The following is a 23727-nucleotide window of genomic DNA, read 5'->3' as shown; positions in this document are numbered from 1 at the left end:
CATAGTTATCTATGCTCCTGGGGATTCACTCTCTTGCCGCCTTCATGCAGCTTGAATTATTTAGGGTAGATACAACGCTTTGAGATAATTTGAACGTAGACGGTAGCCCCCTTCGACGCTAGCATTAACAACTATAACTGCAACGTATCTCAAGGATTTGTCCTCATTATGACCCGACTGATTCGCCTGCTGCCGCTGGCAGCACTGGTTCTGACCGCCTGTACCGTCACCCAACCAAAAGGCCCGGGCAAAAGCCCTGATTCACCGCAGTGGCGTCAGCACCAGCAGGACGTCCGTAATTTGAACCAGTACCAGACCCGCGGCGCTTTCGCTTATCTCTCTGACGAACAAAAGGTTTATGCCCGCTTCTTCTGGCAGCAGACGGGTCAGGACAACTATCGCCTGCTGCTGCTGAACCCGCTGGGCAGCACCGAGCTGGAGCTTATCGCGAAACCGGGTGAAGCGCAGATCACCGATAACAAAGGCCAGCACTATACCGCGACCGATGCCGAAGAGATGATTGGCAAGCTGACCGGGATGCCTATCCCGCTCAACAGCCTGCGCCAGTGGATCCTTGGCCTGCCGGGTGAGGCAACTGACTACAGCCTTGACGACCAGTACCGTCTGAGCCAGGTGAACTACACCCAGAACGGTAAAACCTGGAAAGTGGTGTACAGCGCCTATGACAGTAAGAGTAAACCGTCGCTGCCATCGAATATGGAACTGACCCAGGGCAGCCAGCGTATTAAGCTGAAAATGGACAACTGGATCGTTAAATGATGACCCACTGGCCCTCTCCGGCAAAGCTGAACCTGTTTTTATACATCACCGGCCAGCGTGCTGACGGTTATCACACCCTGCAGACGCTGTTTCAGTTTATTGACTATGGCGATACGATCTCCATTGAACTGCGCCAGGACGGGCAGATTTGCCTGCTAACGCCGGTCGACGGCGTGGCGCATGAGGACAACCTGATCGTGCGCGCCGCGCGCCTGCTGATGAAAGCCGCAGCGGAATCAGGCCGTTTGCCCGCAGGAAGCGGTGCGGATATCCGTATCGAGAAGCGCCTGCCGATGGGCGGCGGCCTGGGCGGTGGCTCATCCAACGCCGCCACCGTGCTGGTTGCGCTGAACCATCTCTGGGGCTGCGGGCTGTCGAAAGACGAACTGGCAGCCCTGGGCCTGACGCTGGGAGCGGATGTCCCGGTGTTTGTTCGCGGTCATGCGGCCTTTGCTGAGGGCGTGGGTGAGATCCTCTCCCCGGCTGAACCGCCGGAGAAATGGTATCTGGTGGCCCACCCTGGCGTGAGCATTCCGACCCCGGTCATCTTTAAAGATCCTGACCTCAAAAGGAATACCCCGGTTCGGTCAATAGAAACGTTATTAAATTGTGAATTCAGCAACGATTGCGAGGATATCGCAAGAAAACGTTTTCGCGAGGTTGATGCGGTGCTTTCCTGGCTGTTAGAATACGCGCCGTCGCGCCTGACTGGTACAGGGGCCTGTGTCTTTGCTGAATTTGACACCGAATCCGCCGCTCGTCAGGTGCTTGAGCAAGCGCCGGTTTGGCTGCATGGTTTTGTAGCACGTGGGATGAACACCTCCCCCCTACAGCAGGCCATTCTGGCGCAGACTGAGTTTCGGTGACAACGTCACCCTGTTCCAGACGTTGCATCGCGCTCTTTAATACACCGCCTGGATAGCATTTGCCTGGCCCGCACAGTTTGCGGCGAACGCTATCCACCACTGGACGCATGCCTGAGGTTCTTCTCGTGCCTGATATGAAGCTTTTTGCTGGTAACGCCACCCCGGAACTAGCACAACGTATTGCCAACCGCCTGTACACTTCCCTCGGCGACGCCGCCGTAGGTCGCTTTAGCGACGGCGAAGTCAGCGTACAAATTAACGAAAATGTACGCGGTGGTGATATTTTCATCATCCAGTCCACCTGTGCTCCAACGAACGACAACCTGATGGAACTGGTTGTTATGGTCGACGCCCTGCGTCGCGCTTCCGCAGGCCGTATCACTGCTGTAATCCCTTACTTCGGCTATGCCCGTCAGGACCGTCGCGTCCGTTCCGCACGTGTGCCAATCACCGCTAAAGTTGTCGCTGACTTCCTGTCCAGCGTCGGCGTTGACCGCGTACTGACCGTTGACCTGCACGCAGAGCAGATCCAGGGCTTCTTCGACGTCCCGGTTGATAACGTATTCGGCAGCCCAATTCTGCTGGAAGACATGCTGCAGCTGAACCTGGATAACCCAATCGTGGTTTCTCCGGACATCGGCGGCGTGGTACGTGCCCGTGCTATCGCTAAGCTGCTGAACGATACCGACATGGCGATCATCGACAAACGCCGTCCGCGCGCTAACGTTTCTCAGGTGATGCACATCATCGGTGACGTTGCTGGCCGTGACTGCGTGCTGGTTGACGACATGATCGATACCGGCGGTACGCTGTGTAAAGCAGCTGAAGCGCTGAAAGAGCGTGGTGCCAAGCGCGTGTTTGCTTACGCGACTCACCCGATCTTCTCCGGTAACGCGGTAAACAACCTGCGCAACTCCGTCATTGACGAAGTGGTGGTATGCGATACCATCCCACTGAGCGACGAGATCAAAGCGCTGCCAAACGTGCGTACGTTGACCCTGTCCGGGATGCTGGCCGAAGCGATTCGTCGTATCAGCAACGAAGAATCTATCTCAGCAATGTTCGAACACTAATCGAACACGGCCGAAAAACCCGCTGCGGCGGGTTTTTTTGTCTCTGGGTTTTATTTGTATGATCAATGCCTCCTTCACCTGCCATTCACATGACAGATGATGCGCATACGGATGAAAGATAATTGTGAAAAACGTAACCTCCTCACATGTTCTGCCCTTTCGCGCCCTCATCGACGCCTGCTGGAAAGAGAAGTACACCTCGTCACGATTTATACGTGACCTGATTGCCGGGATCACCGTCGGCATTATCGCCATCCCGCTGGCGATGGCGCTGGCGATTGGCAGCGGCGTTGCGCCGCAGTACGGTCTGTACACCTCGGCCGTTGCCGGGATAGTCATTGCCCTGACGGGCGGCTCGCGCTTCAGCGTCTCCGGTCCGACCGCCGCCTTCGTGGTGATCCTCTACCCGGTTTCACAGCAGTTTGGTCTGGCAGGCCTGCTGGTCGCCACCCTGATGTCCGGCGTCTTTTTGATTCTGTTCGGCCTGGCCCGCTTTGGGCGGCTGATCGAGTACATCCCCCTTTCCGTGACGCTGGGATTCACCTCGGGGATTGGTATCACCATCGGAACCATGCAGATCAAGGACTTCCTCGGCCTGCAGATGCCCCACGTACCGGAGCACTACCTGCAAAAAGTAGGGGCGCTGTTTATGGCGCTGCCGACGGCCAACCTGGGCGACGCCGCCATTGGAATTGTGACGCTGGGCACGCTGATCGTCTGGCCTCGTCTGGGGATCCGTCTGCCAGGCCACCTCCCCGCGCTGCTGCTGGGCTGCGCGGTGATGGCCATCGTCAATATGTTCGGTGGTCATGTCGCGACCATCGGCTCGCAGTTCCACTATGTTCTGGCTGACGGTTCTCAGGGCAGCGGCATTCCGCAACTGTTGCCGCAGCTGGTGCTGCCGTGGGACATGCCCGGCTCCAGCTTCACCCTCAGCTGGGATTCCCTGCGTGCTTTGCTTCCCGCCGCGTTCTCTATGGCGATGCTCGGGGCGATTGAATCCCTGCTCTGTGCCGTCGTTCTGGACGGTATGACCGGCACCAAACACAAAGCCAACAGCGAGCTGGTCGGTCAGGGATTGGGCAACCTCGTCGCGCCGTTCTTCGGCGGTATTACGGCTACGGCTGCGATTGCCCGTTCTGCAGCAAACGTGCGCGCGGGGGCAACCTCACCCGTTTCGGCGGTTATCCACTCCCTGTTGGTGATTCTGGCGCTGCTGATCCTCGCCCCGCTGCTCTCCTGGCTGCCGCTTTCCGCCATGGCCGCCCTGCTGCTGATGGTGGCCTGGAACATGAGCGAGGCGCATAAGGTCGTTCACCTGCTGCGTCGCGCGCCGAAAGATGACATCATCGTGATGCTGATCTGCATGTCGCTGACGGTGCTGTTCGATATGGTTATCGCCATCAGCGTCGGGATCGTGCTGGCGTCCCTGCTGTTTATGCGCCGTATTGCGCAGATGACGCGCCTTTCCCCGGTTAACGTGGAGGTGCCTGACGATGTGCTGGTGCTGCGCGTGATAGGCCCGCTGTTCTTCGCCGCGGCGGAAGGTCTGTTCAGCGATCTGGAGTCCCGCATCGCGGGCAAACGGGTTGTGGTGCTGAAGTGGGATGCCGTACCCGTGCTGGATGCAGGCGGCCTGGATGCCTTCCAGCGCTTTGTTGCACGTCTGCCGGAAGGCTGCGAGCTGCGGGTGAGTAACCTGGAGTTCCAGCCCCTGCGCACCATGGCGCGCGCGGGCGTGCAGCCTATCCCTGGCCGACTCTCCTTCTACCCTAACCGTGAAGCCGCGTTAGCGGATCTGTGAGTGACCTGATGCAGAGAAACGTCTCTGCATCATCACCCCGATCGCCTGCTGGAGCCATGCAATCACGGCAGGCGTCATCCATGTTCCTTTCATCAGGTGCGCCTCCTGCTGCATGGCAGTGCGAAACTTTTGCTGGGTCTCCGGGTTCGTGCCCGCGTACGACTGGAACAGCGCCAGCCAGTTTTCAGCCAGCTTTTGCGCCTCCTCCGAGGCAGGATCACTATTTTCTCGCTGCGCCTGATGCAGTTTCGCCACCAGCGGCGGCCACTCCATCATGCGGTCAAAGTAGTGTGCCCGGGTAAAGGCCATCTCTTCGGCAGTGAGATACTTCTCCCATATGCTGAGCTTAGATTCCGCAAACGCGCGCGTGATGTAATCCGTCATCTCCGGCGTGATGCCGGTCTGCACCTGCATCTGCGGTTCAACGCTGTGCATCTCGTTCAGCCGGGTGAGAAATTCCGGCTTGCCCGCCGTGTCCTGCTCCAGGCGTTCCATCCATCGCGTCGCCAGGTCCATCGCCCGAGCGTCCGTAACGGGTATATCTTGTTCCAGAAGCGTTTTGGCCTCTGCAACCAGCCCTGACCAGATAGCCGTCAGCGCGTCCTTCTGCACCGCAAACGGCAGCTGCTGTAACTCTTCTTTGCTAAACCAGCGATCGTACATATTCATTAACTCCAGAGTCTGTAGCCAGGTTTCCAGATCCGGCGTCGCATCGTCGATAAGCCCGGTTCGCAGCTCCACCAGACGGTCGCGCAGCGTATGTATGCTGCGCAGCTGTTTATCCAGCAGCGTGATTTGCGCATCGAGTAACTCGGTTAACGACAGCGACTCCTGTTCCAGGAAATCCCTGATTTCAGCAAGTTCCAGCCCCGCTTTTGCCAGCGCCTGGATCATGTGCAGACGCTGAACATCCGCCAGGTTGTAAAGCCGATAACCTGCCGCGCTTCTGGCAGAAGGCAGCAACAGCCCTGTTTGCTCATAGTGGTGCAATGTTCGCACGGTGATCCCGACACGTTTCGCCAGCTCACCCACCTGAATCAACATAACTGCTCCTTTTTCTTTGCCAGTGGCGCCACTCTGGAGCCTTACGTTACGTGAGGGTCAACCCTTGATGCAAAAAAAAACGACTCCCTCGGGAGCCGTTTCGGTGTTCTTTATCGTAGCACTAGCTGTGCTTATGCTGGTCGCGACGACAGCGTTTATCGTAGTGGCGCACCCACCAGTATTTGTCACACACTTCCTCATGGCCGCTCACGCGAGCCCCTGCCAGCCACAATACCGCACCAACGAAGATGCTCAATATCGCGCCATGCGCAAAGTATTGCGGGAGGTCAAGCTGCGGTAACTGGTTTAAAATTGAATAACCCACGCCGGCTACCATCACGAACAGCCCTAATCCCATCAGCACGTTACCGAGTAACGAAGCGTTTTTGCGTTTCATGTGTCACCTCCGGAACTTTGGGTTGTCAGGGGAAAAGCCCCTAATCCTTGTGTGTAAAGTATAGACAACGCCCCTTTTATGAGTTGCGTGAATGATCACAATTACAGATAACTCCCAAACAAAAGTTTACAAATAAGACTTTGAACAGCTTGAAATTCTAATTGTTCAAATCAGAAATTATTCGTATTTCGCTGAGAAGATCGCAGAATTTTGTCAAGCGGCGCGCCAGACAGTAAACTACGCGCCAGATCTGGAACCCATTAGGAATTGAATCGTGACGATTAAACTGATTGTCGGCCTCGCCAACCCGGGCGCAGAATACGCGGCCACCCGCCACAACGCCGGGGCATGGTATGTCGATCTGCTGGCCGAGCGGTTACGTGCTCCCCTGCGTGAAGAACCTAAATTCTTTGGGTATACCTCACGTATCAACCTTGCTGGCGCGGATGTTCGCTTACTGGTGCCCACCACCTTTATGAACCTGAGCGGTAAAGCCGTGGCGGCAATGGCAACGTTTTATCGAATTAATCCGGATGAAATTCTGGTGGCTCACGATGAGCTGGATCTCCCGCCCGGCGTGGCAAAATTCAAACTGGGCGGCGGACATGGCGGCCATAACGGTCTTAAAGACATCATCAGCAAGCTGGGCAATAACCCGAATTTCCACCGTTTGCGCGTAGGAATCGGCCATCCGGGCGATAAAAACAAAGTTGTCGGTTTCGTGCTCGGTAAACCCCCGGTTTCTGAGCAGAAACTGATTGACGAGGCGGTAGACGAAGCGGCGCGCTGCACCGAAATCTGGCTGAAAGACGGGTTAACCAAAGCGACAAACCGCTTGCACGCTTTCAAAGCGCAATAATCCGCCCGATACGGCTTTTTTACCGCGCGTCATGCGGGTTACGTGTATAATAGGCGTAGTTATTTACTTTTCATCAGTCGGTTATCGTTAACGGATTGATTATCAAGATATTAAGGTGATTTAGAAATGGGATTCAAATGCGGTATCGTCGGTCTGCCAAACGTGGGCAAATCCACCCTGTTTAACGCGCTTACCAAAGCGGGTATCGAAGCGGCGAACTTCCCGTTCTGTACCATCGAACCTAACACCGGCGTTGTGCCAATGCCGGACCCGCGTCTGGACCAGCTCGCGGAAATCGTGAAGCCGCAGCGCATTCTGCCAACCACCATGGAATTCGTGGACATCGCGGGCCTGGTAAAAGGCGCATCCAAAGGTGAAGGCCTGGGTAACCAGTTCCTGACCAACATTCGTGAAACCGAAGCGATCGGCCACGTTGTGCGCTGCTTCGAAAACGACAATATCATCCACGTAAACAACAAAGTGGATCCGGCTGACGACATCGACGTCATCAACACCGAGCTGGCGCTCTCTGACCTCGACACCTGCGAACGCGCTATTCACCGCGTGCAGAAGAAAGCCAAAGGCGGCGACAAGGACGCGAAAGCGGAACTGGCTGCGCTGGAAAAATGTCTGCCACAGCTGGAAAACGCGGGCATGCTGCGCGCGCTGAAAAACCTGACTGAAGAAGACAAGGCGGCGATCAAATACCTGAGCTTCCTGACCCTGAAGCCAACCATGTACATCGCCAACGTTAACGAAGACGGTTTCGAGAACAACCCGTACCTGGACAAAGTGCGCGAAATCGCAGCGGCTGAAGGTTCTGTGGTTGTGGCGGTTTGCGCAGCCGTTGAATCCGATATCGCCGAGCTGGACGACGCCGACCGTGAAGAGTTCATGGCCGAGCTGGGTCTGGAAGAGCCGGGCCTGAACCGCGTAATTCGTGCAGGCTATGAGCTGCTGAACCTGCAGACCTACTTCACCGCTGGCGTGAAAGAAGTGCGTGCGTGGACGATTCCTGTGGGTGCGACTGCGCCTCAGGCGGCCGGTAAAATCCACACCGACTTCGAGAAAGGCTTTATTCGTGCGCAGACCATCGCGTTTGAAGACTTTATCACCTACAAGGGTGAGCAAGGCGCGAAAGAAGCAGGCAAGATGCGTGCGGAAGGGAAAGATTACATCGTTAAAGATGGTGATGTGATGAACTTCTTGTTTAACGTTTGATTTGTTTTGAATGAAAAAAATCCACGCTTAGGCGTGGATTTTTTTTCAGAGATAAACTCCCTCTTCTAATGAATTTTCAGTAAACACTGCTTTTGTAAAGGAAATTAGAACTTCTGAACCTTGTTTTTTATATTTAACCTCGTAACTACCAGGTTCTAAAGTAATAAACTCGCCTGAAATAGCATCTGAATCATCTGGCTCCAGATCTCCGCCAGTGACATCCTCTCCCGCCCCTATGAAAACCTTTCCAGTAGGTACGTTTAAAAATAACGATCCGGTATATTCACCAATGTCATTTTTAATATCAACTTTATAGGTACCATCATCTCCAAGATTGAGAAATAACACATTCCCTTTATTTATTTCTTCAACTTCATCTTCTGGAAGACTCCACCAATCTGCATCATCATTAATCCTATGCTTTAATGACATCAAATCATAAATTACTAATGTGGCAGTATCCGTCTGTATATTAATGGATTTATTCATTTTACCTCCTATTGAAATATTATTTCACTGATGGCATCTCCGGGCTGAAGCCCCGCCTTTCTGCCTGCATTTTTCAAAGAACTACCGACACTTTTATTAATAGTTTCATTCAGCATTTGTAATCTTTGTGTAGGCGAACCTCCAACAATTAAATCAACAGGGTGATCAGCGTTTAACTTACTTAGATCAGGTGCTGAGCCAAACATTTTTTCAAAGCGTGCAGAAACAGCCTGCCTGTAAGAGCTTTGCAAAGATGAAATCCTAACCTCATGGGTGCCAGGAGACCAAACTAATTCTCCACGTTGAGCCGCTCGGTTTAAGGCATTCATTTTTTTCATAAACTGTCTTTCGAGGAATTTTCTCTCAGTTGATGACAGCTTTGTGCTGCTTAAAATCTTCGGTTTATTGACAGTTAAGCGGGTACCTCCAGAACACCTACTCAACCCCCACGGATCCACCCACCCCAGCGCATTCGGCGCATACTGGTAAAGGTTTATCCCCCCCGCCAGCCCTATCGGGTCCTGCTGCGTAAACCGCCCGCAGTCCGGGTCATAATACCGGAACAGATTGTAGTGCAGCCCTGTCTCACGGTCCAGGTATTGCCCCTGCATCCGCAGGTTCTGAGAATATCCTGATACCTGCGTCTCGCTTTCCCACAGCAGCTTGCCCCAGGCGCTGTTAACCCCTTCCCAGCGTACCTGCCCTTCGATATCCGTCATCCGCTCCGGCGTGCCGTTGGGCTGGCAGTGGAACCAGAAAATCTCCGGGGCATCAACGCCGTCAATACGCGCCAGCGGCTCGTAGCTGTCCTGATCGCTGTAGACGTAGGTGAGCGGCACATCCCCGTGCACCTCCTGCAGCAGGCGGAACCCTTCCCAGACAAACCGGGTGGTAACCGGCTTGCCGGTTAGCTGTCCGCCCAGCATCTGGCATCGCGTTTTGCTGATGCGGCGACCAAGCGGATCGTAGCGGAAGCTGACCTGCGTCTGCGGCTTGTTGCGGTCCCGCGGCTGGCTGATAACCTCCGTCAGGCGGTGTTCACCGTCGTAGCGGTAGTGCCAGCGGGTCTGGCCGTTATCTTTCTCCACGGTTCGGCCGTGGATGTCATAGTGCCAGCGAATGCCGTTCAGCTGCGTCAGGCGGTTGTGCGTGACCTGCTCAGCAGATCCTTCGAGCGGGTTACCGGCAGCGTCCCAGCGCCACTGCTCCTGGCCGGGCAGCGTGCCGTCCTGAACGAGCAGGCGCCCGGCGCTGTCGTACTGCCAGCGATACCAGCTGAACGGGTTATCGTCCCGCTCTTCCCGCACCAGGTTATTGCGGTAGTCGTAATCCCAGCGGCGGGACCAGCGGCGCGGCGACGGGCGCTGGGCATTGCCGGTAAAAACGTCCCGGCGATGCAGTCGCCCAAGGCGGTCGTATTCGCTGCGGGTGGTCAGCAGCCCCTGCGTGCGGCTGGTCTCCCGGTGGAGTTCGTCGCGTGTAAAATCAGAAACCGATAGCTTATCGAGAGCAATGCTGAGCAGATGCCCGCTGCCGTAGTAAAACTGCTTAAGCTCGCGGCCGTCGGGAAGCGTGACGGAGGTGCGGTTGCCCAGCGCGTCATACTCCCACGCCAGCTCGCCGTGCTCGCCCGCTTCGCGCGTCACGCGACCAAGCGCGTCATAGTCAAAGGCGAGCTCCTGCTCTGCCTCGGTGGTCCACGCGTCGGCTGCAAGCGCTGGATGCAGCCCAATCCGGCTCAAAAGCCCGGACGGGGTATAGTGGTAGCGGGTCTGGCCTTCCGGCGTGGTGCGGGCGACCAGCTGGCCGCTCGCGCTCCAGGCGAAGGCATGGGTAATGGCCTCCGGATGACCGGCGGCGAACGTGCGGGCTATCGTGCGCCCGCAGGCGTCGTAGCGATACTGCGAGGCCACGCCATCGAGCCCTACCTCTTCCAGCAGCAGCGAGTCCGCGCCCCAGCGGAACTGATACGCTTCGCCGTTTTCGTTTTCAAGAGCAATCAGACGCCCGCGGCTGTCCCAGCGGCGGCGCACCTCTTCGCCCTGGGTATTGCGGGTTGCGGTTAAGCGCCCTGCCTCATCGTATCTGAACTCACTTTCTTTACCGTCGGCGCCCGCATGCTTCACCGGCAGGCCACGTTCGTTCCATTTGAGCGATTCCGTCCAGCCTTCCGGGCGGTCGAGCTGCACCGGACGCCCTGCGGCGTCGTAGCGGTAGCACGTCTCTTCACCGTCGGCGCTCATCTCGGCGACCAGCCAGCCCAGCGGGTGATAGCGATAGCGGGTAATACGCCCGGAACAGTCCGTCGCACGAACGATCTGCCCTGCCTCGTTGTACTCCTGGTAGCGGCTGTTTCCGGCGGCATCGACCTCTTCAACAACCTGGCCGAACTCGTCCCGGCGCAGCTGCGTGGTCTGCCCCATCGGATCCACCACGCGCTTTAGCCCATGATGTTCGTCGTACCAGAACCGGGTGGCGCTGCCGTCGGCCTCGATAATTGCTGCGGGAAGCGCGCGGTGCTCCAGCCAGGCGGTGGTGCGGGTATTGCCGTCGGCATCGGTCTCCTGAACCCGGTTGCCCATTTCGTCGTAGACGAAGGTGACGGCGTTTCCGAGCGGATCGATGCGACGCGTCAGAAGTTCGTTGTCATCCCACTCGTAGCGCCAGTTTTCACCGCGCTCGTCAACGTAGCGGACAATCAGATTTTGCGCGTTCCAGTAGTGGCGGCGCGTCTGACCGTCGTAGTGCTCAACGGTCGTCAGCCCGGCGGCTAAATCGTAGCTAAAGCGGCACCCGTCGCCGGTGCTGGTGCGGTTTTCCACCACGCGCCAGTGATCGAGTTTTTTCCAGCGGTATTCGCTCTCCAGGCCGCCCGGCATCCGGTGCCAGACCATCAGCCCGTGCTCGTTATAACGGTATTCACGCGTCACTACGCCGGAGGCATCCGTCGCGCTCGCCAGCTGGCCGCGCGCGTCGTAGCCCCACTGCATCAGCGGCCATGTCTGGCTGCCGTCGAAATGGCTGGCAGCGGTAGCGCGATGCGGGAAACGCTCATCTTCATAGCGCAGGGTGACGTCTATCGCCCGCGGCTCGTCGTGAAGACCAACCAGCCTGCCCTGCTCGTCCCACTCCGTCAGCAGCGCGTTGCCGTATTCGTCGCTGAGGGAGGCCAGACGCAGGATGGATGGATTCGCCCGGGTCGGTTTATACAGACGCCACACCGCACCGTCATCGTCGGCAATCGCCACGTCGCCGCTCTCATTACGGCGGATAATGATGCCTTCGCTGATGCTGTAAAACGCGTGGTCGACGGGCGGCAGCCCGAAGCTCAGCTCGCGCCCGGTTTCGTCGAACCAGGTAGCGTTGTTTTCTTCCAGCGCCAGATAGCTGTCAAAGGTGGTTGCCCAGCCCAGACCAAACAGCCCTTCGCGGGTGGTCAGGCTGTTGTAGCTGCGCTGCCAGCGAAGCGGAAAGCGCCCCGGCAGCGAGAAATCGAGCTCGTCGTCGTCATTCAGCACCTTCACGCCGGTGGCGGCGTGAACCGGGTGCGAGGAGCCAAACACGGCATTCACTGCCATATCGGCCAGCATCCCGCCGCCGGCCGCCGCCAGCGCACAGGGCATGTTTTTCAGGATTTTGCCCGGACGCCCGCGCAGCAGGGAGAGCGCAATCATCCCCAGCGCCAGACCCGGCGTTTTACCGCTTTTGATATCGCGGACCGTGAGCGTGTCCCCGCCGATGATCACGTTCGGGGAGACGTCGTCGGAAACGGTGCCTTCGCAGGTGGTGCGATCTTTGGCACGCACCGCGGGCTGCCCGTTGATAAAGACGCTTTTAGAGCCTTCCGCCAGATACTGCGGCCCGGAATGCTTTTCGCACGCCACCTTGTCTTCTTCCAGCGGCGAGGTTCCCGCGGCGGCAGAGGCCACGCTCGGCTGCCACATTTCGCTGCCAAACTGTCCGGCGGCGGAAAGCAGCATCCCCGCGTAGTCGGCAAAGCTGCCCGGCGACTGCGGCTCAGGGGACGGTGTATCGGCGGGCGTCAGCGTGCCTGCCGCGCGCGCGGCGGGGATTGCGTTGGTCAGAACGTTATTCGAACCGGTGGTGATTTTACCCGCAGGCGACGGCGGGAAAAGCGCATTGCCTAACCCCTCAGCGGCGTTGCTGATATCGTCGGTGATCCCCGCGACGTTCGCCAGCACGCCGCCAATGATGCCGCTTAACAGACAGCTGGATCCAATTGCCGCAACGCCTGCTGCTGCTGCCCCCACCCCCAGCAATGGCGCCGCAACCGTGGCTGCAGCGCCGACTGCCGCACCGATCACCGCATAGGCGGCACCTTCCGCCACAATGCTGGTGATGTCAGCAAAAATGCTGGAGTGAATAATCTCGTCGCCCTTACGGGCCGCGTTGTTATCGCTCATGCCTTACACATTCCGGTTGTCGTTTAGCGTCAGACTCTGCTTAAGCGCGCTCCAGCGCACCTCGTCCTCTTCGGTGAATGCTCTGAGTGCCGAGAGGGTGAAAATCATCAGTACCGGTTTGCCCGGCGTCTGTACGGCCAGCTGTTTTTGCCACAGGCGCTGCCCGCTACGGTCAAACGTCGTCTCAACTTCCAGCCCGTTAATTTTTCCGTCAGGCCCGGCCTTTACTTTCCGGAATTCACTCTGGGCAATTTCGCCCATCTGAGGACGCAGCACATCCCACTGGCGGTGGAACTCTTGTTCATAGCTGCTGCCATCCGGGATAACGCCGCGACTGACCACCACGGACAGCCCGCTTTCGTCATCGCGAATAATGTTCATGCTGTTATCCTGCCAGGCAGCAGGAAAAAGGGAAAACGAACCTTCCTGGAGGGTGTATTTCATAAGTGAACTCGGGATGATTAATATTGAGAGAAACAAGAAGGCCAATCCATGCTGGCCTTTTGGCTGGCTGTTTTATTATTTAAGCCACTGGCCTGACTGTTCGACTAAAACATGGTTGCCTTTGCTGACAACCAATTTCGCGGGTGCATACGTCACGGTGTAAACGGTTTCGCCATTCTTGTACGTTGAGCCGATTATTTTACCTGCAGAGTCGTGCAACGTTTTTCCTCTTAAGGAGATCGTACTGTTATCGCTTTTGCGCACGCCGAGATAAACCATCTGGTCACATTCGCTATCAAAATGACCGCACGTGTTTATCAGCGAAATAGAGAACTTTTCGGTGTCGAGCTTTCTGGTTTCAGCGCTATGAACCGAAGCGTCTTTACGTAACGTATAACGCAGCGGAGCATAATAATGTCCTTTTTGAGGAGGAGTCACTAAACGCCATTCCATTTCACTCCCCTTTATTTCCAGAACAGCCCGTCCGCCTACGCCGCCAAACGATGAGTTGAACTCAACGTTGGCACGATTGTCTGCGATCGTACCGCTAAGATTACGCTCATCATCTTCCGGGCAATCTATGCGGTTTCCTCTTTGGGAGATATAACAATAAGACCCGGTGATACGGTTGCCTGATTCAGCTAACCGCAGGGTTAATGTCGAGTCGTTCTCGTATTCGCCAGCCCATTCTCCGTCAAACGCGAGGCCTGATTGGCTGTTCGTTGCAAAATGCCTCGCATTGAATCTGGCGGCCCATTGCTGAATATCGGCATGAATAACCGGGCTATTATCTGAAGACTGGTAATGAATAACGTCCGACTCCGGAACCACCCAGGCCGCAAAGATTTTGCCGTCAGGATTGATGACCAGCGCTGACGCATTCTCCTGGTAGAGATCCTTTAGCCAGCCCTCAACAAACAATCCGCCACCTGGGGTGGTATGTGGTTCACCAAAGACATCAAAGTTATCAATAAAGGTCTGGTAATGATTTCCCAGCGTCTTCCGGAGATTGTCTGTCACTTCGCTATCGTTAACGATGCGACTTACCGTTTCGAGCTTATTGTATTGCGATAATTCAAGCGCCGTTGACGTTTCAACGACGCCTGTCAATAAAGCGGTGAACAATACGACTGCCAGAAATTTTTTGGTCATAAATTACTCTGAAGAACCATTATCGTAATTCATTGTTATTTTCACAACGTTGCCGCTTTTCATCTCAAACGAGAGCGCTTTTTTACCCAACTCATAGGTAATCCACTGCTCCCCCGAATCATTGTCTACATGACCGGAACCGTATGCGTTGTTCACTTCCTCTCTCGTTGAGCCCACATGGACACTACGCGGCGTTGCGAAGTCTTCGGCAGTCAGCGTAATTTGAGACACGATGTAATCATCAACGCTTCTTTCCGCTTTATCCCACCAGAGATTGGAACTGAATATTTCTAACCCAGTCCTTTGATGCTGGAAGAATGTATATTGGGTTCCGTCAAAAGGTACCTCACCGGTAAAACTGCCTTCCACCGGCATTTGAATTTTACGGGCAATATAAGGAGTCCATCTGTCGCCCAGGGTGACAGTCTGGTCTTTGACCTTCACGGAAAAATCCTGTTTTGTCAGAACGAGCGGCATAACCTGAGCCAAAACCACATTGCTGCTCAGACAGGTAAATATCAGGGCAGAACAAAGAAAGGTCGGAGTGTGTTTTTTCACGTTAATCGTCACTGACTTGATGTAAATTACGCTTATCGCGGATGCTGCAAACCGGCAGCGACATACCCGTACCGGCAGGAAAACGCAACACTTATTAACGATCGTAACGTGACATAACGACTCGATTTAGGCATTCCTGGTTCATTACAGGAAAACTAAATGCCCATGCAAGCCCACGTTCATCAGTGGCGGTTCGATATCCCACAGCTTGCCCTGCGGTATTCCCGCGAGGAATATTCGATAACTTAACATCCGGAAAATGCGCTTTGACCTGGTCGAGCGTAATGCAAGGCTGTTCAATTACAAACGAGACAAGTGAAACGCTATCGTCTTCATTTCCCCATAAACGAACATCTACATCGCTGATACGTGTTCCATCAGATAATGTGAATGGAACCGAGGTATAACGGTCTTTCATTTCCGGATTTTTTTTGATGAGTGGTTGATTGAGAAGTTTACTTACTTCCTCGACCTGTTTTCCCCATACTGTTTTGAGTTCTTTAACAATATGCCATAAAGAATCTTGGTTCATGTTTGTTTGTCCTGCGTAAGAAAATGTTGAAAAGAGTGGGAGCAAAAAAAGGATGGCGTTTTTTGTCATTCTACTTACCATAGAAACTCCCGTAATAATCGCTGTAGTTGAGATCGGTACCCGAAGCTATTTCGCCTTTACCATATACTTTACCTATAGCTTTTGCTGCATCAACGCGCGACAGCTCACCACTTATCATTTTATCATAGGCAGTATTGTAAGCTTTGAGATTTTCAGGGCTTCCCGCTATATCAATATCAATACCGCCATTTCCCAGGATTTCACGCTGTATTTTAATATTATTCAATGTTGCACCACCTTCATCCATAAGCTGGCTGTTAACGAAGTTTTCTTTACTAGAATAGTCCGCTGCAACAGGATATGTTGCATGCCCTGCTTCATGAGCCAGTGTTTGTACTGTATTGGCTGTGTCTTCCATGTGTTCGGGATCCATAACGATCAGTTTATTATCCGAATCAGTATAACTCCCCCCACCAGTCGCACCTGGTTGAATCGCCCATCCCTTGTCTTTCAAATCTTTTAACTGAGTTTGAAGGGTAGGCGACTTATTAATTTCTTTTACAACATCGTCGTTGAAAGGCATAACATCTGAGCCATTCGGACTATTTTTGTAAACATAATTACCTTTCAAAGGGGGAGCTGTTGTTGAAGCTGAAGCAGGAGCCGGTTTCGATTGGCCTGCTGCAGGAGCCGCAACGGGGGCAGGACGATTAGCGCTCTCTTGTGGCGAAAATTTCGCCTGCACCGCCGCATCAATATCCCCTTTATGCCCCGCCCCCGGAGCCGTGGTGCCCGGCTTGGTGCCAGAGGTATTCAGATGCAGCTTACCGCCCGTGGTGATATGACCATCCCCTTCCACAAAGAAATTAAACTCTTTGCCAATCAGGTTAATCTTGCCGTTAGCATTCAGCTCGATGGCGCTTTCACCAGAGACCAGCCGCAGCTTTGTTCCGGAAGCGATAACGTACTGCTCCACCGCCGCATCCAGCTTGCCTTTCCCCGTCAGGATCTCGGTCCCGCCTTTCACCGCCAGGATCTGATTAGCTTCCACACGATGCAGTTCATTTTTCTTTACGTAATGGCTGCGTGCCCCGCCGACGCTGTGCGTTTCATCATTTTTAACGCTGGTGTCCATGTTGCGTTCGGCCTGGATCCACACCTGCTCTGCGCCCGCCTTGTCCTCAAAGCGCAGGGCGTTGGCGTTGTCCACGGAGCCCCCCTTAGAGCGGCTCATAAAGCCCATCTGCGTTGCCGCCGCCGGCAGCGCCCACGGCGGCATGCTTGCGTCGTTGTACACGCGACCGGTAATAATCGGACGGTCCGGGTCGCCGTTGATAAAGTCCACCACCACCTCATCGCCCACGCGCGGAATTTGCACCCCGCCGTAGCCCTGGCCCGCCCACGCGCTCGACACGCGCACCCAGCAGGAGCTGGTGTCATCGCCCTTCGCCAGGCGGTCCCAGTGGAACTTCACCTTCACGCGACCGTATTTGTCCGTCCAGATACTCTCGCCGTTCGGCCCCACCACTTTCGCGGTCTGCGGGCCGTAGGTGCGCGGCCACGCCGTGGTCTGCGCCGGACGGTACACCACCGCCGACGGGATCACCGTGAAATCGGTGCGGTGAATAGTTTCACCCTCGCCGCTGGCGTAACGGTTCTCTTCGAGGTGGTAACCCGCCCCCGTCACCAGATACTCACCGTTGTCGCTGAAGAACGGCGCGTTGGTTAACGTGAAGGTGTGCCCTGGCGCAATCCCCGCCGCCGTGGCCGTGGCCTGAATCTGCTGATGCTCAACCTGCCAGCGCTCCTGACGGATGCGGGCATAGAACTCCCCGTGCCCTTTATCCACAAAGCGTCCCGGCCAGTCGTACACGTCGATGCTGCCCGGCTTCGGCGAGGCCGGGTTCTGCTGGGCCTGGAACAGCCACGCGTTCGGCTTGCGGAAGTCATAGTCGTCGAGGCTGTAAATCCCCGGCGTCACGCTGTCCTCCAGCGCCCACTGGCTGATGCCCTCTTCATCCGTACTGCCGCCTGACGGCGTCTGGTGGTAAGGAATGACCTCATAGCCGCTGAACGGCTGATGCTGCGTGGCGGCGTCGGTGAGCACCAGGGTGTGTTTATCCGCCTCGTGGCTGAAGTGATAGGCAATCCCCTCCAGCTCCATCAGGCGGCTGATGAAGTCCAGGCTCGACTCCTGATACTGCACGCAGTAGTCCCACACCCGGTAGCTGCCGGTGAGTTTATCCTCAACGTTAACCTGATGCTCACCCAGCAGGGTTTTCACAATCTGCGGCACCGTCTGGCCCTGGAAGATTCGCAGGTTACGGTCGCGCTTCATCGGCCACAGGTCCGGCTCCACCGTCAGCTGGTACACCGCATAGCAGGTGCCCGTCAGCTCAACGGCGCTGACCGCCACGCGGGTAATCTTGCCGTTAACATAGCGGGAGGTCAGCAGGCTCTGCGTCGGGATGGTCACCGTGACCGGCTGGCCCAGCAGCTTGCTGCGGTCGATGCGCGCGTCCGTGCCGAGCACGGTCAGCGTCAGCGCAAACGACTCGGACATCGCCTCGCGGCCCGTCAGTTTCCAGAACAGAAGCCCCTCCACCGGGAGCTGAACGGTAATTCGGTTGAGCATAATCTTTATTCCATCTAGCTTATGCGATGCAGAAAAGAGGTTCTCATCTACGCATCAGCGTCATTTATATATCAAAGTGAATGAGTTCTTTTTCTTTTGCCCATTAAGTAAACAAGAGAATATACTTTTAGCAGTTCCGAGATAACAAACAATCCTAAATTTACCCAGACACTTGAAATACCAAGCACACTTATCAGAAGTGGGAAAAAAGAAACCGAACATCTGAACGAAATTAGACGAAAAAATTCCTGAGCAAGGGCAAATTTAATCGCAACGTCTTTTCTCTTAAAAAATAGCCAAGCTGAAACAAAAAGTGAAAGTAACAAGAGAAAATCAAATATAAAAAAGAGTGTTACGATAAATTTGTAACCGCCTCCTGAAACTACATCTGAGGTTGCTGTAAACGTGATTAAATCTGAAATGAAGGGGATCCTGTCCTGGCGAAGTGAGTTTACAGAATAAAGCAAAAGAGCCAGTACATCCATGCATCCCCAGAAATACCATAATTTACTTTTTAAATTCATAATCCTCTTCTCTGACTCCAGGTATCCATTGCCATGATTTACCACTTACTGCCCAGGCATCATCGCTCTCAAGGTATTTCTGATAAATGGATCGTTGTTCTCCGTATCGTCTGATGACAGATTTTTCAGATATAAACACGCGCGATTCACCGTCCAGATCTCCGGGTAGCGCTGTCCAGCGCTGAATTTTATCGCGCGACGTATTCATGTAATCTTTACCGTCCGATCCAAATACCCGTCCCTCATCCCCCATGCTCGTCAGTCGATTAATCGCCATAATCACAACATTTTTTGTGCCATGATAATCATCTTCAACAGTTTTCCAGTAACCCGGCCCGTAATGATTAGTAGAGGGAACGAATGAATCACGCGTTGGGGCTGGTTTTCCAAATAGAGAGACATTATTTCGGTAACGTTCGAGGACGTAATTCACAAAAGCTGAGTTGTAGATCGTCTCATCAACACAAAACAACTCCCCTGACTCAGAGATGAAAAAGGGATATAGTGCTTTTGTCCGTTGACGGTGGTCTATTAAGACCACCTCTCCTGAGTCAATTAACCGCTCTATTTTATTAAGATTTTGCGCATAGAGGGGATCAAAAAAGGCATTAGGATTAAATTCGAAGCGATGTCGTAACGTTAAACCATCAATGCTGTGAAATGGATTTGAAACGCCTCGCACCACAACAAACTCACGCCCTACGTCGCTCCGTGCATAGACAGGAGAGACAATCTTTTCGAATTCCTTTGGACGAAGCCTTTGGCTTCGAAGATCGTACACTTCCATAATATCTCCTGTTTACACTCCTACGGATTCACCAGCCAGGTGCCCGGCTTGGTGATATCCAGCGTCTGGCCACGCGTTCTTCCGTTGCCCTGCAGTTCAATCTTCACCTCACCGGCTGGCAGCTTGAGCGATGCATAGCCGTTGGCCGCCGGACGCAGCGCTTTTGGCTCGCCGTTCACTTTCAGCGTTTCGCCGTCGAGGATGCGGATATAGACCAACGCAACAGGGCTCTCGACAGGCGGTGGAGTCTCTTGCGCCGTCGCCTGCTGGTTAGCCTTCGCCGTTTCTGGCTTCACGTCCGGCGCGTTCGCGGCGGTTTCAGCCGGACGCGTCTCTGCCGGTGCCTGTGCAGCCTGCTCAGGCGCATCGTTACCGCCGCTGAACAGCATCGCCCCGGCGACAACACCCACCAGAAGGCCCGCGGCAACCATGCCCGGGACCTTGTAGCGGCGCCAGTCGAGCAGCGAAGCCGGTTTTTCGTCTTCGACCGGAACCAGCATCGTGCCGGGCTTTTTCGCCGTCAGCACGTCGTTGATCCCGGCGACCGGCATCTCTATCAGCGCGGCGAACTCGTCGATTGACTGCGGACGGTCCTCCATGTGCAGCGCCAGCGCGCGGTCGATGGCCTGCAGCAGCGGAATGGAATAGCCCTGCGGCATCAGTTCGACCAGCGGTTTGCAGGTATCCTGAATCGAGCGCACCACGCTGACCGGCGGCGGAGAGCCCACAATCAGGGTACGCAGCACGGCGCCGAGGGCGTAAATGTCCGTCCACGGGCCCTGCTCGCTTTCGTTGTCGTCGGTGTACTGCTCAATCGGCGCAAAGCCCGGGCGCAGCATGGTTTCCGTTTCGTCGGAAAGGTTACCGATGGTGCGGCGCGCGGAGCCGAAATCGAGCAGCACCGGCAGGCCGTTATCCTGGATCTGAATGTTATCCAGAGAGATGTCGCGGTGCAGGTAGCCTTCGTTGTGGATGGTCTTGATCGCACCAAACAGCATCGGCAGCGTGCGGCGGATCCAGGCTTCGTTAATCAGCTCCGGCTTTTCTTCGCGCAGGCGAGAAAGCGTGGTGCCGCTGTAAAACAGCGTCCCCATGTAGGCCGTATCGTTTTGCACCCAGAAGCGCAGGACGTGCAGCAGGTTCGGGTGGTTAAAGCGCGCCAGCAGACGGGCTTCCTGAATAAAGCTGTTCAGGCCTGCGGAAAACGCTTTGCCAAAGCGCTCGCTGCGCAGCACGAGGGTCATGTCGTCGCCGCGCACCGCGAGCGAGGAAGGCATAAATTCTTTGATAGCGATAGTGCGTTCGAGCTGGTGATCCCACGCGCGATAGACGATGCCAAAACCGCCGCCGCCGATCACCTCTTTGATTTCAAACTCGTTGAAGCGGTACCCGACCGGGAGCGCGTTTGGGACAGTCCGATTGTTATCATTATCCGTCATCTTTTACAGTTCTCTTGATGATTATTACGCGGCAAACTGACAGTGAAACTCGCCCTGCTCGCAGGTGACGCGCAGACGTCGGTACTGCTCGTCGCTGCGGCTGGCGGTAAGTAATATCTGGCTCATCTGAGGCAGCAAGGTGTTAGTCAGAATAGCGTCCACCATGCGGCCGCCGGACTCCACCTCGGTACAGCGCTGAACAATCTGTTCCACCACGCTGTCGTCAAACTCAGAAATAATGCTGTGATTCTCTTCCAGACGACGCTGAATGCGCTTGAGCTGCAGGCGAACAATCTGCCCCAGCATCTCGTCGCTGAGCGGGTAGTACGGCACCACCAGCAGGCGGCCCAGCAGCGCCGGCGGGAATACCTCCAGCAGCGGCTGGCGCAGGGCGCCGCTTAACGCCTCAGGCTCCGGCATCAGCTCCGGATCGGCGCACATGGCGCTAATCAGGTCGGTGCCAACGTTGGAGGTCAAAATAATGATGGTGTTACGGAAATCAATGTGGCGCCCCTCGCCGTCCTCCATCCAGCCTTTATCAAAGACCTGGAAGAAGATCTCGTGGACGTCCGGGTGCGCTTTTTCAATTTCGTCCAGCAGCACCACGCTGTACGGACGGCGGCGTACGGCCTCGGTTAACACGCCGCCTTCACCATACCCTACGTACCCCGGAGGCGCACCTTTTAAGGTGGAAACGGTGTGCGCTTCCTGGAACTCGCTCATGTTGATGGTGATAACGTTCTGCTCGCCGCCGTACAGGGATTCCGCGAGCGCCAGCGCGGTTTCGGTTTTACCGACGCCGGACGGGCCGCACAGCATAAAAACGCCCACCGGTTTGTTCGGATCGTCGAGCTTCGCCCGCGAGGTTTTCACGCGGCGGGCAATGAGATCCAGACCGTGACGCTGGCCGATAACGCGCTGGTTCAGCATGTCGGCGAGGTTGAGCACCGCGTCGATCTCGTTTTTCACCATCCGGCCCAGCGGGATCCCGGTCCAGTCAGAGACCACCGCGGCAACCACGTTTTCATCCACAGCCGCAAACAGCAGCGGTTCATCACCCTGTAAGGCGTTCAGCGCCTGCTGCTGTTCCGCCAGCTGGCCGCGCAGCTCGGCGCTGTCTTCATCGCCCGCCGCAAACAGCGCCGCGCGCAGGCGAATAATCTCCTGCACCAGGCTGCGCTCTTCTTCCCAGCGCTGGGCCAGGGCTTCGCGCTTTGTTTCATACGCGTCGCGTTCGACGCGTAACGTCGCTACGCGCTCAGCGTCACCTGCACCGACGCGCGCTTCGCGTTCAGCAATCTCAATCTCCACGTCCAGCGCGGCAAGGTGGCGCAGGCAGTCTTCGAGCTGCGCAGGGGGCGCGCTCTGGCTGACCGCGACGCGGGCGCAGGCGGTGTCGAGCAGCGCAACGGCTTTGTCCGGCAGCTGGCGCGCCGGAATGTAGCGATGCGACAGCTTCACCGCCGCGCTGACCGCTTCGTCGAGCAGCAGCACCTGGTGGTGCGTCTCCAGCGGCGACACGGTGCTGCGCAGCATCAGAATGGCTTTCGCTTCGTCCGGCTCGTGAACCTGCACCGTCTGGAAACGACGGGTCAGCGCCGGGTCTTTCTCGATGTACTTTTTGTATTCCGCCCAGGTGGTGGCCCCGATGGTGCGCAGCTGTCCGCGCGCCAGGGCAGGCTTCAGCAGGTTCGCCGCATCGCCGGTCCCCTGCTGGCCGCCTGCGCCAATCAGGGTGTGGATTTCATCGATAAACAGAATGATTGGCGTGGCGCTGGACTGGACTTCATTAATGAGCGCCTGCAGACGGGCCTCAAACTCGCCTTTCATGCCTGCGCCAGCCTGCAGCATGCCGATATCCAGCAGCCACAGCTGAATATTTTGCAGCGGCTCCGGGACGTCGCCGTCGGCGATACGCAGCGCCAGCCCTTCAACGACGGCCGTTTTGCCGACCCCGGCTTCCCCGGTCAGCAGCGGGTTGTTCTGGCGGCGGCGCATCAGGATATCCACCATCTGGCGGATCTCCTCGTCGCGCCCGACAACCGGGTCAATCTTCCCGTCGCGGGCGCGGGCGGTCAGGTCCTGACCGTACTGGGCCAGCGTCCCCTGAGCCGCCGGTACCGCACCCGCCGGGGCATCGACGGCGGCAGCGGCCTGCTGCGTCTCTTTGCTGTTGGCGCAGATAGCGTCGAACTGCTCAATCAGCACCTCGACGTTCAGGCGGGTAAACTGCGACGAGATGCTTTTCAGGACGTTGGCCAGGTTCCAGGTTTTAAGCATGCCGATCAGCAGGTGGCCGCCGCGAATACGGCTAACGCCAAACTTCAGCGAGCCGAAGACCCAGGCGCGCTCCACGGCGCTGTCGATATGCTCGGAGAGATCGGAAACTGAGCTGGCGCCACGCGGAAGGACATCCAGCGCCGCAACAATATCGCGTGTCAGCTGCTGCTCGTCGAGGGCAAAGTGGCGGATGACCTGCTGCAGATCGCCATCCTGCTGCTGCATCAACTGATGCAGCCAGTGCACCAGCTCAACGTAGGGGTTGCCGCGCAGCTTGCAGAACGCAGTGGCGCTTTCCAGAGAGGTAAATAACAGCGTATCCAGTTTGCCGAAAAGCACGGCACGGCTAATTTCTGACATGTTAGTTTCCATTAACAATAATTCGGTATACGGAAGGA

Annotated in this window: 19 protein-coding genes; 6 read left to right on the top strand and 13 right to left on the bottom strand. The window is 55.9% G+C overall.

The genetic code is table 11. The features are described from left to right. Positions 1 to 168 precede the first annotated feature (168 nt). The 4 genes from lolB to dauA all read left to right on the top strand — a co-directional run bounded on the left by lolB (position 169) and on the right by dauA (position 4523). Positions 169 to 780, top strand: coding sequence for a lipoprotein insertase outer membrane protein LolB (gene lolB, locus AB8846_RS02325; protein ID WP_023336000.1), 612 nt, complete (start codon positions 169 to 171; stop codon positions 778 to 780). Then, on the top strand, positions 777 to 1646 hold the full coding sequence (gene ispE, locus AB8846_RS02320) for a 4-(cytidine 5'-diphospho)-2-C-methyl-D-erythritol kinase (protein ID WP_219322994.1): 870 nt from the start codon (positions 777 to 779) through the stop codon (positions 1644 to 1646). The genes lolB and ispE overlap by 4 nt, the downstream gene beginning before the upstream one ends. A gap of 125 nt (positions 1647 to 1771) precedes the next feature. Beyond that, positions 1772 to 2719: a ribose-phosphate diphosphokinase gene (prs, locus tag AB8846_RS02315; protein ID WP_003856663.1), complete on the top strand. Its 948-nt coding sequence runs from the start codon at positions 1772 to 1774 to the stop codon at positions 2717 to 2719. Positions 2720 to 2843: 124 nt separating this feature from the next. After that, positions 2844 to 4523 carry a C4-dicarboxylic acid transporter DauA gene (gene dauA / locus AB8846_RS02310; protein ID WP_331412104.1) on the top strand — a complete coding sequence of 560 codons (1680 nt, stop codon included), beginning with the start codon at positions 2844 to 2846 and terminating at the stop codon, positions 4521 to 4523. Here the strand turns inward: dauA and AB8846_RS02305 are convergent. Next, complete coding sequence (locus AB8846_RS02305; RefSeq protein ID WP_370731933.1) at positions 4509 to 5567, bottom strand: MerR family transcriptional regulator; 1059 nt, start codon at positions 5565 to 5567, stop codon at positions 4509 to 4511. The genes dauA and AB8846_RS02305 overlap by 15 nt on opposite strands. 121 nt (positions 5568 to 5688) lie before the next feature. Next, a complete protein-coding gene (gene ychH / locus AB8846_RS02300; protein ID WP_032656663.1) occupies positions 5689 to 5964 on the bottom strand; it encodes a stress-induced protein YchH in 276 nt (91 codons plus the stop codon). Between the two features lie 274 nt (positions 5965 to 6238). On the opposite strand from ychH, the gene pth reads away from it, so the two are divergent. Together pth and ychF are read left to right on the top strand one after the other, a co-directional pair. Further along, a complete protein-coding gene (gene pth / locus AB8846_RS02295; RefSeq protein WP_023336005.1) occupies positions 6239 to 6823 on the top strand; it encodes an aminoacyl-tRNA hydrolase in 585 nt (194 codons plus the stop codon). 126 nt (positions 6824 to 6949) lie between these two features. Continuing rightward, positions 6950 to 8044, top strand: a complete 1095-nt coding sequence (gene ychF / locus AB8846_RS02290) for a redox-regulated ATPase YchF (RefSeq protein WP_010432886.1) — start codon at positions 6950 to 6952, stop codon at positions 8042 to 8044. A 45-nt stretch (positions 8045 to 8089) separates the two neighbouring features. On the opposite strand, the gene AB8846_RS02285 is transcribed toward ychF, so the two are convergent. The 11 genes from AB8846_RS02285 to tssH all read right to left on the bottom strand — a co-directional run bounded on the left by AB8846_RS02285 (position 8090) and on the right by tssH (position 23689). Next, a complete protein-coding gene (locus AB8846_RS02285) occupies positions 8090 to 8533 on the bottom strand; it encodes a DUF6386 family protein (protein WP_370731932.1) in 444 nt (147 codons plus the stop codon). 8 nt (positions 8534 to 8541) lie between these two features. After that, on the bottom strand, positions 8542 to 12957 hold the full coding sequence (locus AB8846_RS02280) for an RHS repeat-associated core domain-containing protein (protein WP_370731931.1): 4416 nt from the start codon (positions 12955 to 12957) through the stop codon (positions 8542 to 8544). 3 nt (positions 12958 to 12960) lie between these two features. Next, the gene (locus AB8846_RS02275) at positions 12961 to 13401 is read right to left on the bottom strand and encodes a DcrB-related protein (protein WP_370731930.1); all 441 of its coding nucleotides are present in this window, start codon (positions 13399 to 13401) and stop codon (positions 12961 to 12963) included. 75 nt (positions 13402 to 13476) lie between these two features. Next, entirely contained in the window at positions 13477 to 14553 is a 1077-nt protein-coding gene (locus AB8846_RS02270) for a hypothetical protein (protein WP_370731929.1), read from the bottom strand. 3 nt (positions 14554 to 14556) lie between these two features. Further along, positions 14557 to 15111: a hypothetical protein gene (locus tag AB8846_RS02265; RefSeq protein WP_370731928.1), complete on the bottom strand. Its 555-nt coding sequence runs from the start codon at positions 15109 to 15111 to the stop codon at positions 14557 to 14559. A gap of 94 nt (positions 15112 to 15205) precedes the next feature. Continuing rightward, on the bottom strand, positions 15206 to 15643 hold the full coding sequence (locus tag AB8846_RS02260; RefSeq protein ID WP_370731927.1) for a hypothetical protein: 438 nt from the start codon (positions 15641 to 15643) through the stop codon (positions 15206 to 15208). Between the two features lie 70 nt (positions 15644 to 15713). Then, on the bottom strand, positions 15714 to 18299 hold the full coding sequence (locus tag AB8846_RS02255; RefSeq protein ID WP_370731926.1) for a type VI secretion system Vgr family protein: 2586 nt from the start codon (positions 18297 to 18299) through the stop codon (positions 15714 to 15716). 71 nt (positions 18300 to 18370) lie between these two features. Next, positions 18371 to 18823 (bottom strand): hypothetical protein, encoded by a 453-nt coding sequence (locus tag AB8846_RS02250; RefSeq protein ID WP_370731924.1) that lies wholly within the window; start codon positions 18821 to 18823, stop codon positions 18371 to 18373. Next, the gene (locus AB8846_RS02245) at positions 18807 to 19610 is read right to left on the bottom strand and encodes a hypothetical protein (protein WP_370731923.1); all 804 of its coding nucleotides are present in this window, start codon (positions 19608 to 19610) and stop codon (positions 18807 to 18809) included. The genes AB8846_RS02250 and AB8846_RS02245 overlap by 17 nt, the downstream gene beginning before the upstream one ends. Positions 19611 to 19630: 20 nt before the next feature. Next, positions 19631 to 21049, bottom strand: coding sequence for a serine/threonine protein kinase (locus AB8846_RS02240; RefSeq protein WP_370731922.1), 1419 nt, complete (start codon positions 21047 to 21049; stop codon positions 19631 to 19633). A gap of 24 nt (positions 21050 to 21073) precedes the next feature. Then, positions 21074 to 23689 (bottom strand): type VI secretion system ATPase TssH, encoded by a 2616-nt coding sequence (tssH, locus tag AB8846_RS02235; RefSeq protein ID WP_370731921.1) that lies wholly within the window; start codon positions 23687 to 23689, stop codon positions 21074 to 21076. Between the last annotated feature and the right edge of the window lie 38 nt (positions 23690 to 23727).

Origin of the sequence: Enterobacter sp. KB-221C9, from assembly GCF_041320715.1 — a bacterium.
In the GTDB taxonomy this organism is placed as follows: domain Bacteria; phylum Pseudomonadota; class Gammaproteobacteria; order Enterobacterales; family Enterobacteriaceae; genus Enterobacter; species Enterobacter asburiae_D.
This window is presented reverse-complemented; position numbering and strand designations above follow the sequence as displayed.

Bases quoted from the DNA above. Each gene is read 5' to 3' on its own strand.
- lolB (WP_023336000.1), top strand. From the start codon at position 169: ATGACCCGACTGATTCGCCTGCTGCCGCTGGCAGCACTGGTTCTGACC.
- ispE (WP_219322994.1), top strand. From the start codon at position 777: ATGATGACCCACTGGCCCTCTCCGGCAAAGCTGAACCTGTTTTTATAC.
- AB8846_RS02305 (WP_370731933.1), bottom strand. From the start codon at position 5,567: ATGTTGATTCAGGTGGGTGAGCTGGCGAAACGTGTCGGGATCACCGTG.
- ychH (WP_032656663.1), bottom strand. From the start codon at position 5,964: ATGAAACGCAAAAACGCTTCGTTACTCGGTAACGTGCTGATGGGATTA.
- ychF (WP_010432886.1), top strand. From the start codon at position 6,950: ATGGGATTCAAATGCGGTATCGTCGGTCTGCCAAACGTGGGCAAATCC.
- AB8846_RS02285 (WP_370731932.1), bottom strand. From the start codon at position 8,533: ATGAATAAATCCATTAATATACAGACGGATACTGCCACATTAGTAATT.
- AB8846_RS02280 (WP_370731931.1), bottom strand. From the start codon at position 12,957: ATGAGCGATAACAACGCGGCCCGTAAGGGCGACGAGATTATTCACTCC.
- AB8846_RS02275 (WP_370731930.1), bottom strand. From the start codon at position 13,401: ATGAAATACACCCTCCAGGAAGGTTCGTTTTCCCTTTTTCCTGCTGCC.
- AB8846_RS02270 (WP_370731929.1), bottom strand. From the start codon at position 14,553: ATGACCAAAAAATTTCTGGCAGTCGTATTGTTCACCGCTTTATTGACA.
- AB8846_RS02260 (WP_370731927.1), bottom strand. From the start codon at position 15,643: ATGAACCAAGATTCTTTATGGCATATTGTTAAAGAACTCAAAACAGTA.
- AB8846_RS02255 (WP_370731926.1), bottom strand. From the start codon at position 18,299: ATGCTCAACCGAATTACCGTTCAGCTCCCGGTGGAGGGGCTTCTGTTC.
- AB8846_RS02250 (WP_370731924.1), bottom strand. From the start codon at position 18,823: ATGAATTTAAAAAGTAAATTATGGTATTTCTGGGGATGCATGGATGTA.
- AB8846_RS02245 (WP_370731923.1), bottom strand. From the start codon at position 19,610: ATGGAAGTGTACGATCTTCGAAGCCAAAGGCTTCGTCCAAAGGAATTC.
- AB8846_RS02240 (WP_370731922.1), bottom strand. From the start codon at position 21,049: ATGACGGATAATGATAACAATCGGACTGTCCCAAACGCGCTCCCGGTC.
- tssH (WP_370731921.1), bottom strand. From the start codon at position 23,689: ATGTCAGAAATTAGCCGTGCCGTGCTTTTCGGCAAACTGGATACGCTG.